This is a genomic window from Luteimonas colneyensis, assembly GCF_014836665.1.
Lineage (GTDB): Bacteria > Pseudomonadota > Gammaproteobacteria > Xanthomonadales > Xanthomonadaceae > Luteimonas > Luteimonas colneyensis.
In genome coordinates this window covers 247,091-259,737 of record NZ_JACSQJ010000001.1, presented here as the reverse complement: position 1 = coordinate 259,737, position 12,647 = coordinate 247,091, and the positions used below count along the sequence as shown (strand labels likewise).

The window sequence follows — 12,647 nt, the reverse complement described above, 5'->3', positions numbered from 1 at the left end:
CGCCTCGTGCCGCGCCCTCAGACCGCGTCCGAGAGCGAGGTGAAGGTGAAGTCGCGCAGGCGCATCGGCGGGATCATCATGCTGAAGCGCGACTCGTCGCCGCTGACCCGGACCGGCTTGCCGAGCTCGTCGATGTTGTTGAGCATGATCACCGGCGACTCGTTGAAGCGGAAGTTCTTCAGCGGATACCGGATCTCGCCGTCCTCGATGTAGAAGGTGCCGTCGCGGGTCAGGCCGGTGAGCAGCACCGTCTGCGGGTCGACCATGCGGATGTACCAGGTGCGGGTCACGAGGATGCCGCGCTCGGTGCCGCGCACCAGGTCGGAGGTGCTGGCCTCGCCGCCGGCCATGATCAGGTTGCCGGGCTGAGCGACCTCCTGGCGGCCCTGCTGCTGCGCCCAGTAGCGCGAGTAGAGCAAGTTGGCGACCTTGCCCTGGTCGATGATCGGCATGCGCTTGCGCGCCAGGCCCTCGCCGTCCCAGGGCATGACCGGCGCGTCGGCGTCCCAGGGGTCGGCGTGGATGCTCACGCGCGGGTCGAAGACCTGCTCGCCGAGCCGGTTGCCGCCGCCCTTCTTCGACAGGAAGCTGCGGCCCTCGTCGGCCTGGCGGGCGTCGAAGAAATTCATCATGAAGGAGATGAGCCCCGCGGCCGCGTGCGGCTCCAGCACCACGGTGTACTTGCCGGGCTCGAGCGCGCGCGCGTTCGCCGAAGCGCCGGCCTTGCGGATCGCGGTGCGCACGTCGCGGCCGGCCTCGAAGCCGCCGATGCCGGTCACGTTGCGCCCGACCCAGCCGGAGCCGGTGCCGTCCCCGGTGCGCACGGTGCAGGTGTAGTCGGCGCTGGTCGAGGTCTGGTAGCCGAAGTTGCCCTTGCTGTTGGCGAAGGCGGTGAAGCCGCGGTTGTCCTCGAGGAAGCCGGCGGCGACCAGGTTGTCGGCCTTGCAGGGATTGATGGAATCCGCGGCGACCTGCGCGCGGTACTCCGGGCTGATCGCCGCGGTGGCGTCGTCCCAGGTGTCGCTGGCGCGGTACTGCTGCGGCCCGATGGCCGGCATGAACTCCGGGTTCTCAGGCGCCAGCCGGGCGAGGTCTTCGGCGCGGCGCACCACCCGCTCGAGCGCGGCGTCGTCGAACTCGTTGATGCTGGCGGTGCCGACGCGCTTGCCGAAGGCCACCTGCACGGCCAGTTCGGTGTTGTCGACGATGCCGCTGGTGGAGACGTTGTTGAGCGCGAAGCGGATGTTGCCCGCGGTCGAGCCGCTGAGCGTGGCCGTGCACTCGTCGGCCGTCGACAGCGCGATGACCTTGTCGAGGATGGCGCGGGCCTGGGCTTCGGTGAGGATGGGCATGGTTCGAATCTCCTGGTCCGGTCAGCCGAGGTTGCGGGCGGTGTTGATGACGTTGATGCCGTTGAAGCGCGCGGTGCTCGAGCCGTGCGAGACCGCCGAGACCTGAGAGGGCTGGCCCTTGCCGTCGAAAAAGGAGCCGCCGAGGCGGTAGTCGGACTCGTCGCAGACCGCGGCGCAGGCGTTCCAGAACTCCGGCGTGCGGATCTGGTAGGCCACGTCCTCGATCATGCCGGTGATGGCGCCGTTCTTGATCCCGTAGAACAGCTGGCCGCCAAACTGGGCGTTGTAGCGCTGCTGGTCGATCGAGAACGAGCCGTCGCCGACGATGTAGATGCCGTCCTCGACGTCCTTGATCATGTCGGCGACGGACAGCTTCGCCTTGCCCGGCGCCAGCGAGACGTTGGGCATGCGCTGGAACTGCACGGTCGACCAGGAGTCGGCGTAGCAGCAGCCGTCGGACTCGGTCTTGCCGAGGATGTGGGCCTGGTCGCGGATGGTCTGGTAGTCGACCAGGATGCCGTCGCGGATCAGGTCCCAGCGCTTGCACGCAACGCCTTCGTCGTCGTAGGCCACGGCCCCGAGGCTTCCGGGCTGGGTCTTGTCGGCGAAGATCGTGACCTGGTCGCTGCCATAGCGGAAACCGTCCTCGCGCTTGTCGAGGGTGGCGAAGCTGGTGCCGGCGTAGTTGGCCTCGTAGCCGAGCACGCGGTCGAGCTCCAGCGGATGGCCGACCGACTCGTGGATGGTCAGCCAGGTGTGCGAGGGATCGAGCACCAGGTCGTAGCGGCCGGGCTTGACCGAGGGCGCGCCGAGCTTCTCGCGCGCCTGCTTCGCCGCGGCCACGGCGTCCTCGACCATGTCGTAGGAGTGGCCGTAGTTGACCACGCCGTTGGGCGAGACGAACTTCTGCGCCGGGTCGCCGTCGAAATACTCGTAGCCCAGGCCCATCGGCGAGGACAGTCCCTCGCGCGTGCGGAACTTGCCGCTGGCCTTGTCGATGGCGGTGACCGTCATCGGCGCCCAGATGCGGTGCACGTCCTGGTCGATGTAGGAGCCGTCTGTGGACGCGAAGTACTTCTGTTCGTTGACCAGGAACAGCATCGAGTTGACGAAGTCCGCTCCCGCATTGGTGGCCGCGGCGTTGACGCCCAGCAGCAGGTCGACCTTCTCCTTCACCGGCACGTCCATCGCGTTGCGGCGGATGGGCGTGCGCCAGGACACCTCGCCATGGGCAGGCGCGGCGGCAAAGCGCACCGGCTCGGTCTGCGTCTTCGCATTGGCGCGGGCGATGGCCGCGGCCTGGCGCGCGGCGCCGGCCACGCCGTCGGGCGTCAGGCTGTTGGTCGCGGCGAAGCCCCAGGCACCGTCGGCGATCACGCGCACGCCCACGCCGGTGGACTCGGTGTTGACCACGTTCTGCACCTTGTCCTCGCGGGTGATCACGAACTGGCGCAGGTAGCGGCCGATGCGCACGTCGGCGTAGCCGGCGCCGGATTCGCGCGCCGCGGCCAGGGCGGCATCGGCGAGCATCTTCTTGCGCGCGACGTCGATCGTGGTGGCGAGTTCCTCCGCGGCGATGGCGCGGGTGAACAGGGACGGCAGCATCACGCCGCCGAGGCCGATGCCGCTGAAGGCAAGGAAATCGCGTCTGTCCACGGCAAGGCTCCCCGTCAGGTGTTGCGCAAGAAATGTGCGCGCCGGCGGCGCATCGGACGCTCCGCCGGGGCCTCCGGATTCTTGCCGTGGCTCCGAGCGGGGGTCAACCCGACTGATGGCACGGTCGCATCAGCCGAGGTTGCGCGCGGTATTGATGATGTTGATGCCGTCGAAGCGCGTGGTGCTCGAACCGTGCGACACCGCCGACACCTTCGACGGCTGCCCCTTCCCGTCGAAGAACGAACCGCCGTGGCGGAAGTCGCGGGCGTCGCAGATCGCGCTGCAGGCGCTCCAGAACTCCGGCGTGCGGATCTGGTAGGCCACGTCCTCGACCATCCCGGCCAGCTTCCCGTCCTTGATCGCGTAGTACAGCTGGCCGCCGAACTGTGCGTTGTAGCGCTGCTGGTCGATGGAGTAGGAGCCGCGGCCGTGGATCCATATGCCGTCCTCGACGCCGGCAATCATCTCCTCCACCGACAGGGGCTCCGTGCCAGGATGCAGCGAGACGTTGGGCATGCGCTGGAACTGCACGCTCGACCAGGAATCGGCGTGGCAGCAGCCGTCGGATTCGTTCTTGCCGAGGATGTGGGCCTGGTCGCGGATGGCCTGGTAGTCGACCAGGACGCCATCGCGCACCAGGTCCCAGCGCTTTGCCGGCACGCCCTCGTCGTCGTAGCCGACGGCACCGAGGGTGCCGGGCGTGGTGCGCTCGGCGACGAAGTTCACGCGCTCGCTGCCGTAGCGGTAGCCGGCCTCGCGCTTGTCGAGCGTCGCGAAGCTGGTGCCGGCGTAGTTGGCCTCGTAGCCGAGCACGCGGTCGAGCTCCAGGGGGTGGCCGACGTTCTCGTGGATGGTCAGGAACAGGTTGGAGGGGTCGAGCACCAGGTCGTAGCGGCCCGGCTTCACCGAGGGCGCGGTGAGCTTTTCGCGCGCCTGCCTGGCCGCGGCCACGGCGTCCTCGAGCATGTCGTAGGAGTCGCGGTACTGCACCAGGCCACCCGGCAGGGCGATCTTCCCGGAGGCGTCGCCGTCGAGGTATTCGTAGCCCATGCCCACCGGTGCGCCCAGGCCCTGGCGGGTGCGGAACTTCCCGCTGGCCTTGTCCACCGCGGTCACGGTGAAGGGTGCCCAGAGGCGGTGCACGTCCTGGTCGATCCAGGAGCCGTCACTGGAGGCGAAGTACTTCTGTTCGTTGACCAGGAAGAGGTTGGATTCGATGAAGTCGGCACCCGCCGCCATCGCCGCGGCGTTCACCGCCAGCAGGAGGTCGACCTTGTCGCGCACCGGCACCTCCATGCCGTTGCGGCGCATCGGCGTGCGCCAGCTGCGCTCGCCCAGCGCCGGCGCCGGCGCCAGCTGCACCGGCCGGTCCTGGATCGAGGCATTGGCCCGGGCGATCGCGGCGGCCTGGCGCGCAGCCGCGGCCACGGCGTCGGCGGTCAGCGCATTGGTCGCGGCGAAGCCCCAGGCGCCGCGCGCGAGGACACGGATGCCCACGCCGGTGGACTCGCGGTTGACCACGTTGCGCACCTGCGCTTCGCGCGTGGAGAGCGACTGCCCGAGGTAGCGGCCGACGCGTACGTCGCAGTACGTGGCGCCGGCGTCGCGGGCGGCCTGCAGCGCGGCGTCGGCCAGGCGGCGCTTGAGCCCGGGGTCGAGGTGCGATGCCAGCTCCTCCGCGGCGATGGCGCGGCCGTGGGGAAGGGCGAGGGCCAGGGCGCTGGTACCGGCAAGGACGAGAAAATCGCGACGCTGCATGCGCACTCCGATGACGTGGTCTGCCTGCAGCTTGACCGGGCCGAAGCCGGCTGTCACAGGTCTTTCGACCTGGGTTGGGCGCGCGCCCCGTTACATTCCGTTACGAACGGTTACCGCCCGCTGCCCGTCCGCGGCATGGGTCTGAATAGAGTGGTCGGCATCGCATCGCATCGCAGGAGCCGTCCGCATGTTCCAGAACGCCATCTCCATCCAGGCCGCGCCGCGTGGCCATGCCGGTGGCTGGTCGGAGGATCGCCAGCAGCACGCGGCGTCCGTGCTGGAATCCCTGCTGCTGCGCTGGCCGCCGCGGGTGCACCGCCTGGAGCCGCGCCAGGCGCTGTTCCATGCCGGACAGCCGCGGCATTCGCTCTACTACGTGCGCAGCGGCTGCTTCAAGACCAGCGTGCTGAGCGAGGACGGCCGCGAGAAGATCACCGGCTTCCGCATGCGCGGCGACCTGCTGGGCCTGGACTCGGTGGACATGCCCGCGCACGCCTGCGACGCGCTGGCGCTGGACGCCGCCGAGGTCTGGGAGCTGCCGTGCGCACGCCTGCAGGACATGCTGCCGGAGATCCAGTCGCGGGTGACCGCGATGCTGGCCGGCGAGATCCGCCGCGACTGGCGCTGGATGCTGGCGGTCGGCACGCTGGGCGCGGACCAGCGCGTGGTCGCCTTCCTGCTCGACCTCTCGGCGCGCTTCGCCACCCTGGGGCTCGATCCGGCGCTGCTGCAGCTGCGCATGACCCGCGCCGAACTCGGCAACTTCCTCTCGCTGACCCTGGAAACCGTCACCCGCGCGCTGTCGCGCATGCAGGCCCGCGGCATGATCGAGGTCTGTGGCCGGCGCATCCGCATCGTCGACGAGGCCGGCCTGCGTGCCGTGCTGGCCGGCGAGGACGCGCGCTGCCACTGAGTCCCGCGAGCTCCGCCGCGCGTCCGCTGCAGGCGTCCACCAGGCCGTGGTGCGTCGCCTGCGCCCGCGGCTGCGCTGGCGTCAGCGTGGCCGGGCCAGTTCGGTGCGCACCGCCTCGACCAGCTCCTCGCGCCGCCAGGGCTTGCGCAGCAGGCGCAGGCCCGGGGTCGCGTCCGCTTCGGCGGCGTGCTCCTCGTCGCCCGAGGTCAGCAGCACCGGCAGTCCGGGCCGCAGCGCGCGCGCCTGCTGTGCCAGGCGCTTGCCGTCCATGCCCGGGCCCAGCATCACGTCGGTGAACAGCAGCGCGATCCCGGCGTCGTCGCGCAGGCGCTCCAGCGCGGCCTCGGCATCGCCGACCGCCTCGACGGCATAGCCGCCCGCGCGCAGGAAGGCCGCGCTGATCGCGCGCACGGCGGGATCGTCCTCGACCACCAGCACGCGTTCCCCGCGCCCCGCCGACGATGCATTCGCGTCGGTGGCCGCGGCCGCGATGGCCGTCCCGCTGCCGCCGGCGACCGGCAGGTACAGGCGCGCCTCGGTGCCGACGTCCGGGCGACTGTCGATTTCCAGGTCGCCGCCGCTCTGGCGCGCGAAGCCGTGCACCATGCTCAGGCCCAGGCCGCTGCCGCGCTCGCGGCCCTTGGTGGTGAAAAACGGCTCCATCGCGCGTGCGAGCACGTCCGGCGGCATGCCGCGCCCGGTGTCGCTGACCGACAGCCTCAGGTAGCGGCCCGGGACGAGGCCGGCGCGGGCATGCGCCACCTGTTCTTCGGCGGCGGCGACCACGATCACGCCGCCACGGGGCAGGGCATCGCGGGCGTTGAGGACGAGGTTGAGCAGGGCGGCCTCCAGCTGGCCGGCATCGACGTAGGCGCTGGACAGGCCGGCCTGCACCTCGAGCTGCAGCCGCACCGCGTCGCCCAGCGTGCGCTTCAACACCTGGCCGATGTCGTGCAGCAGCGCCGGGACGTCGACCTCGCGCGGCAGCAGGCGCTGGCGGCGCGCGAAGGCCAGCAGCTTGCCGGTCAGCTCCGCACCGCGCCCCACCGAGCGCAGCGCGCTGGCCAGCAGTGCGCGCCCGGCTTCGCTGTCGACCTCGGTCTCCAGCAGCTGCAGGCTGCCCGACATCACCGTCAGCAGGTTGTTGAAGTCGTGCGCCACGCCACCGGTGAGCTGGCCGATGGCGTCGAGCCGGTGCGCGTGCGCGAGCTGCTCCTCGGCCCGGCGCTGCCGGGCGAAGGCCGCGAGCGTGGTGGCGGCCGACTGCAGCAGATGGCGCGCGTCGTGGTCGAAGCGCCGCGCTTCGGCGGTGGTGGCGAGCAGCGCGCCGGCCACGCGGTGGCGTTCGAGCACGGGCACCATCACCGCGCTGCCCGAACGCGGCAGCGGCAGCGGGAACAGCGCCGCGCCGGACGGGTCGGCGGCGATGTCCTCGATGATCCAGGGCTCGCGGTGCTCGCCGGCGAAGGGGCGCGGCGTGATGCCGGCGTGCCAGGCCGGCCCCGTGGCCGTGCGGATCCCGGCCGGCCGCCCGTCGCGGGGCGCGGCCAGGATCGCGACCGAGTCGACGCCCAGGGCGTCGGCCAGCAGCCCCGGCAGCAGCTCCATCAGCTCGGCTACGGTGCCGGCTTCCAGCGCCAGCTGGCCGATGCGCGCGGCGATGGCGTCGTAGCGCGCCCGCGCCAGCGCCTGGCGCACGCGCTGGGTGCCCGAGATGTCGCGCACCGAGGCGAGGAAGCGCGGGCCGTCCGCGGACTGCAGCGGACTGAGCGCGATCTCGATGGCGAATTCGCTGCCGTCGCTGCGCAGGCCCACCAGGGTCTGCCCGGTCGCGCCCATGGGGCGCACGTGCGGCTGCGCCATGTAGCGGTCGCGATAGGCGCGGTGCCGGGTCCGCGCGGCGGCGGGCATCAGCTCCTCGATCTCGCGGCCTTCCAGGCTGCCGCGGGGATGTCCGAACAGCGCCTCGGTATGCGCGTTGGCGTGGATGATGCGGCCATCCACGCCGACCACCAGAAGCGCGTCGGGCACGGCCTCGAACAGGCCGGGGATGCCGAGTGGCGGCAGCGTCGAGGCGCTCATGCCTGCCGCACTTCGGCGGCCAGCAGGTAGCCCAGGCCGCGCACGGAGCGGATCAGGTCGGGATTGGCGGGGTCCGGCTCGACCTTGCGCCGCAGGCGGGCGATGGCGACGTCGATCGCGCGGTCGAAGGGCCCGGCCTCGCGGCCGTGCAGCGCGTTCATCAGTTCATCGCGGCTGCGGACCTCGTTCGGGCGCTCGAGCAGCGCCCGCAGCAGGTCGAACTCGCCGGTGGTGAGCGGGATCTCGGTCCCGTCGGCGTCGTGCATGCGGCGCGCGCCGAGGTCGACCACCAGGTGCGCGAAGGCCAGACGCCGCGGCGGACCGGCGGCGGGCTGCGGTGCGGCCGGCGCGGCCCGGCGCAGCAGCGAGCGGATGCGCGCCAGCAGCTCGCGGAAGTCGAAGGGCTTGGCCACGTAGTCGTCGGCGCCCAGCTCCAGCCCGACCACGCGCTCCACCGCCTCGCCGCGGCCGCTGACCACGATCACCGGGCCCTGCCAGTGCGTGCGCAGCTGCTGCAGCAGCGACAGGCCGTCGATGTCAGGTAGGCCGAGGTCGAGCAGCACCACGTCCGGCGCGGCCTCGGCGAGTGCCGCATGCATGTCGGCACCGCTGTGCGCGGCGCGGACGCCGAAGCCGTGGGCGCCGAGATAGCGGTCGATGAGTTCGACGATGTCGGTGTCGTCGTCGACGACGAGGATGTCGGGACGGACGGTCGCGACGGGTGCTGTGGTCGGGGGGGCGTCGGACGTCATGCCGGGGCGCTGCGGGTCATCGGCGGGAGGAGAAGGATGATCGCACAGCGGTGCCGGCGCGCCCGGCACGGTGGCGAGCAGGGCGCGGCCTGCACCGGTCAGCTGGACCATCGTGCGCGCGCCGTCCTCGAAGGTGCGGACCCAGCCCGGCCCCTCGCGGTCGCCCACCGCGTCCTCGCCGATCCAGGCCAGCGTGCGCAGCAGCACGCTCATGCGCAGGCCCAGGCGCTTGCACAGGCGTGCGGTGGACACGCCCTCGGGATGCGCCGCCAGCTCGGCCAGCAGCGCGTGCAGCAGGGACGCGTCAACCGACAACGGTGGCGGGGATGTCGCGCTGGCGCGGCGCGGTGGCATCGGCCACGTGCGGGACCACGACCACCGGCACCGATTTCGAGGTCGGCGTGCGGGATTCGTCGGCGAAGCTCCCCAGCGGCACCAGCGGGTTGGTCTCGGGGTAGTACGCCGCCAGGCAGCCGCGCGGGATGTCGTAGGCGACCAGCAGGAAGCCGCGGGCCTGCCGGCGCACGCCGTCGTCGGAGAGGCTCTCCAGGTCGACGCGGTCGCCCGCCGCCAGGCCCAGGGCGGCGATGTCGGCGGCGTTGGCGAACAGTGCCCGGCGCTCGCCGAACACGCCGCGGTAGCGGTCGTCCAGGCCGTAGATGGTGGTGTTGTACTGGTCGTGCGAGCGCATCGTGGCCAGGGTGAACACCGGCTGTTCGCCGCGTTCGGCCCGGGCGCGATGCACGGGACCGTCGACCGGCACCGCGGCGGGAACGAAGTGCGCGCGCCCGTCCCCGGTGTCCCAGCGGCGCACGCTCGCGCCGTTCGACAGCCGGAAGCCGCCGGGCACGCGCACGCGGTCGTTGAAGTCGTGGAAATCGTCGAAGACGCGGGCGATGAGGTCGCGGATGCGGTCGTAGTCCTCGACCAGCCAGGCCCAGTCGACCCTGGAACGCGCACCCAGCGTGGCCTGCGCCAGCCGCGCCACGATCGCCGGCTCCGACAGCAGCGTGTCCGACGCCGGGGCGTGGATGCCCGCCGACAGGTGCACCATGCTCATCGAGTCCTCGACCGTCACGCCCTGCGGCCCGCCCGCCTGCACGTCGATCTCGGTGCGTCCGAGGCAGGGCAGGATCAGCGCCTCGCGGCCGTGCACCAGGTGGCTGCGGTTGAGCTTGGTGGTGACGTTGACGGTGAGCGCGCAGTTGCGCAGGCCGCGCGCGGTGGCCGCGCTGTCGGGCGTGGCCACGGCGAAGTTGCCGCCCATGGCGAAGAACACCTTCGCGCGGCCGTCGATCATGGCCTCGATCGCGGCCACGGTGTCGAAGCCGGGCGCACGCGGAGGCTCGAAGCCTAAGACCTCGCGCAGCCGGTCGAGGAAGGCCGCCGGCGGCTTCTCCCAGATCATCATCGTGCGGTCGCCCTGCACGTTGCTGTGCCCGCGCACCGGGCACAGGCCCGCGCCGGGACGGCCGATGTTGCCGCGCAGCAGCATCAGGTTGGCGATCATGTGGATGGTCGCCACCGAATGCCGGTGCTGGGTGATGCCCATGCCCCAGCAGGCGATGACGCGCTCCGACTGCAGGTAGAGATCGCCGGCGCGGCGCAGCTGCGCTTCGTCGAGGCCGGACTCGGCGACGATGGTCGCCCAGCGCTCGGCGTGCACGTCGGCGGCGAAGGCTTCGAAGCCAGTGGTATGCGCGTCGATGAAGTCGCGGTCGAGCAGGGACGCCTCTCCGCGTGCGAGCGCTTCCGTATCGCGCTCCAGCACGTGCTTGATGATGCCCTTCACCGCGGCCAGGTCGCCGCCGATCTTCAGCTGGAAATAGTCCGAGGCGATCTTCGTCGAGCCGCCGCGCGCCATCTCCAGCTTGTCCTTGGGATCGGCGAAGCGCTCCAGCCCGCGCTCGCGCAGCGGGTTGAAGGCGGCGATCCGGCAGCCGCGCTTCGCCGCGTCGCGCAGCTCGCCGAGCATGCGCGGATGGTTGGTGCCCGGGTTCTGCCCGAACACCAGGATGCAGTCGGCCAGCTCGAAGTCCTGCAGCGTCACCGTGCCCTTGCCGACGCCGACCTGCTTCTTCAGCGCCGTGCCCGAGGACTCGTGGCACATGTTCGAGCAGTCGGGGAAGTTGTTGGTGCCGTACTCGCGCACGAACAGCTGGTAGAGGAAGGCGGCCTCGTTGGAGGTGCGGCCCGAGGTGTAGAACACCGCCTGGTCCGGCGAGGGCAGGGCGTCCAGGTGCTTCGCGACCAGCGCGATCGCCTCGTCCCAGCTGGCCGGCACGTAATGGTCGCTGGCGGCGTCGTAGCGCATCGGCGTGGTCAGCCGGCCCTGCGATTCCAGCCAGTGATCGCTGTATTCCGCCAGCTGGCTGACGCTGTACTTCGCGAACAGTTCCGGCCCGGCACGACGGCGCGTGGCTTCCGCCGCCACGGCCTTGGCGCCGTTCTCGCAGAATTCGAAGGTCGAGGCGTGGTCGCGGTCGGGCCAGGCGCAGCCGGGGCAGTCGAAGCCGTCGGGCTGGTTGGTGCGCAGCAGGGTGCGCGCGCCCTCGACGCCGACGTCCTCCTTCAGAAGCTGGCGGGCGACGCTCTTCAGCGCGTCCCAGCCGCCCGCAGGGCGGTCGTAGTCGCGGATGGACGGGCCCTGGCTCATGGCGATGGCAGCCCGGCCCTGGTGTCGGAGTGCGTGGCGCCGCCAGCACCGGGATCGGCGCCCGGGTCGTCGGTGATGGCCACCAGCCGGTGCGGGTGCGTGTACACCGCCTGCCCGTCGTCGCGCGCGAAGCCGACCAGCGTCAGCCGCGCCTGCGCGGCCAGCGAGATCGCCAGCGCCGTGGGCGCCGAGATCGCGGCCATGAAGGAGATGCCGGCGCTGGCCGCCTTCATCGCCATCTCGTAGCTGGCGCGGCTGGTGACCACGAGGAAGCCTTCGCCCGGATCGTGCCCAGCGGCGGCCATCGCCCCGATCAGCTTGTCGAGTGCGTTGTGGCGGCCGACGTCCTCGCGCACCAGCTGCAGGCGGCCGTCGAGCGCGGCCCAACCCGCCGCGTGCGCGGCGCCGGTGAGCGCGGTGATGCGCTGCGCGGAGCGCAGGCCGGCCAGGGCACGGCGCAGCGCGTCGGGGGTGACCCGCACGTCGGAGGCCACCGGCGGCGGATAGCGCAGGGCCGCCTCCAGCAGCTCGCTGCCGCAGACCCCGCAGCCGCTGCGTCCGCTCATGCTGCGGCGGCGCAGGGCCAGCGCCTGCGCGCGCGCCGCGGGAATGCGCAGCCGGATCCCGACGCCTTCGATGAACTCCTCCACGCGTTCGATCGCCACGTCCTCCCGCCGCTCCACGATGCCCTCGCTGAGCGCGAAGCCGGTCGCGAAGTCCTCCAGGTCCGCGGGCGTGGCCATCATCACCGCGAAGGGTTCGTCGTTGTAGACGAAGGCGACGGGCACCTCCTCGGCGACATGGTCGTCGAGGAGCTGGCGGACGTCGCCACGCCAGCGCTCGACGCGGCGCAGGACGCTGCCGGAAGGAGGCGGGGACGGGCGGGGATCGGAAGCGTGCATGGCGACAGGATGGCCCGGCAGGCGGGGCGGGGCAATGCGGTCCCCGCCAGACGCAGGAAAGCCCGCTTTCGCGGGCTTTCCTGGTCTTGCAGTGGTGGAGGTGGCGGGAATTGAACCCGCGTCCGAAGGCACTCCATCCCCGGTCCTACATGCTTAGCCCACCGTTGGATCTCGTTCCCCGGCAGCACGGTGTGCGAAGCGCACCAGGAAACCAGCCTGTGAGTTCAACCGCGGCAGACAGGCGGCCGCCGCGGCTGGATTCCCGTGATAGTGACCCTACATCCACGAGCACGGGCACAAGTGGGTTCGGGGCTTACGCCTTAAGCGGCGAGAGCGTAGTTGTCGTCGTTGGCAACTAGAAGTTTGCCGCTGGATTTACGAGGAAAGCTGCCCCCTCGGCATGCACCAGGCGATTTCGCAACCCCCGTCGAAGCCAGTACACCCCCGTGTCCGGGACCGCTGGCGCCTTGCCGGATGGCAGGAACGCGCTTGATGGACCCAGTATAGGGGCGGAGGCGGCGTCCGCAAGGGACGTGGCGCCGGCCATGCGCCGGCGTTCAGCCGCGCACCGCCACG

At 71.5% G+C, this 12,647-nt stretch carries 8 protein-coding genes and 1 other RNA gene; 1 reads left to right on the top strand and 8 read right to left on the bottom strand.

All coding sequences use genetic code 11. From position 1 onward, the window contains the following. Positions 1-17 precede the first annotated feature (17 nt). The 3 genes from H9645_RS01160 to H9645_RS01150 form a co-directional block, all read right to left on the bottom strand. On the bottom strand, positions 18-1,352 hold the full coding sequence (locus H9645_RS01160; protein WP_191727901.1) for a TldD/PmbA family protein: 1,335 nt from the start codon (positions 1,350-1,352) through the stop codon (positions 18-20). Between the two features lie 21 nt (positions 1,353-1,373). Further along, positions 1,374-3,008, bottom strand: coding sequence for a TldD/PmbA family protein (locus H9645_RS01155; protein WP_191727900.1), 1,635 nt, complete (start codon positions 3,006-3,008; stop codon positions 1,374-1,376). A gap of 129 nt (positions 3,009-3,137) precedes the next feature. Further along, on the bottom strand, positions 3,138-4,766 hold the full coding sequence (locus tag H9645_RS01150; protein ID WP_191727899.1) for a TldD/PmbA family protein: 1,629 nt from the start codon (positions 4,764-4,766) through the stop codon (positions 3,138-3,140). A 187-nt stretch (positions 4,767-4,953) separates the two neighbouring features. Here H9645_RS01150 and H9645_RS01145 point away from each other — a divergent pair, with 187 nt between their 5' ends. Continuing rightward, on the top strand, positions 4,954-5,679 hold the full coding sequence (locus H9645_RS01145; RefSeq protein WP_191727898.1) for a helix-turn-helix domain-containing protein: 726 nt from the start codon (positions 4,954-4,956) through the stop codon (positions 5,677-5,679). 81 nt (positions 5,680-5,760) lie between these two features. Here H9645_RS01145 and H9645_RS01140 read toward each other — a convergent pair whose 3' ends face one another. The 5 genes from H9645_RS01140 to ssrA form a co-directional block, all read right to left on the bottom strand. After that, positions 5,761-7,761, bottom strand: a complete 2,001-nt coding sequence (locus tag H9645_RS01140) for an ATP-binding protein (protein ID WP_191727897.1) — start codon at positions 7,759-7,761, stop codon at positions 5,761-5,763. After that, positions 7,758-8,828, bottom strand: a complete 1,071-nt coding sequence (locus H9645_RS01135) for a response regulator (RefSeq protein ID WP_225217902.1) — start codon at positions 8,826-8,828, stop codon at positions 7,758-7,760. The genes H9645_RS01140 and H9645_RS01135 overlap by 4 nt, the downstream gene beginning before the upstream one ends. Next, positions 8,818-11,169 (bottom strand): FdhF/YdeP family oxidoreductase, encoded by a 2,352-nt coding sequence (locus H9645_RS01130; protein WP_191727896.1) that lies wholly within the window; start codon positions 11,167-11,169, stop codon positions 8,818-8,820. Before H9645_RS01130 ends, H9645_RS01135 begins: the two co-directional genes overlap by 11 nt. Beyond that, positions 11,166-12,071 carry a formate dehydrogenase accessory sulfurtransferase FdhD gene (fdhD, locus tag H9645_RS01125; RefSeq protein WP_191727895.1) on the bottom strand — a complete coding sequence of 302 codons (906 nt, stop codon included), beginning with the start codon at positions 12,069-12,071 and terminating at the stop codon, positions 11,166-11,168. The genes H9645_RS01130 and fdhD overlap by 4 nt, the downstream gene beginning before the upstream one ends. Positions 12,072-12,163: 92 nt before the next feature. Then, positions 12,164-12,517: a transfer-messenger RNA gene (ssrA, locus tag H9645_RS01120) on the bottom strand. Positions 12,518-12,647 lie beyond the last annotated feature (130 nt).

What these genes read in the sequence shown, in the direction of transcription:
- H9645_RS01130 (WP_191727896.1), bottom strand. Translation starts at nt 11,169, where the DNA reads ATGAGCCAGGGCCCGTCCATCCGCGACTACGACCGCCCTGCGGGCGGC.
- fdhD (WP_191727895.1), bottom strand. Translation starts at nt 12,071, where the DNA reads ATGCACGCTTCCGATCCCCGCCCGTCCCCGCCTCCTTCCGGCAGCGTC.
- H9645_RS01150 (WP_191727899.1), bottom strand. Translation starts at nt 4,766, where the DNA reads ATGCAGCGTCGCGATTTTCTCGTCCTTGCCGGTACCAGCGCCCTGGCC.
- H9645_RS01140 (WP_191727897.1), bottom strand. Translation starts at nt 7,761, where the DNA reads ATGAGCGCCTCGACGCTGCCGCCACTCGGCATCCCCGGCCTGTTCGAG.
- H9645_RS01145 (WP_191727898.1), top strand. Translation starts at nt 4,954, where the DNA reads ATGTTCCAGAACGCCATCTCCATCCAGGCCGCGCCGCGTGGCCATGCC.
- H9645_RS01160 (WP_191727901.1), bottom strand. Translation starts at nt 1,352, where the DNA reads ATGCCCATCCTCACCGAAGCCCAGGCCCGCGCCATCCTCGACAAGGTC.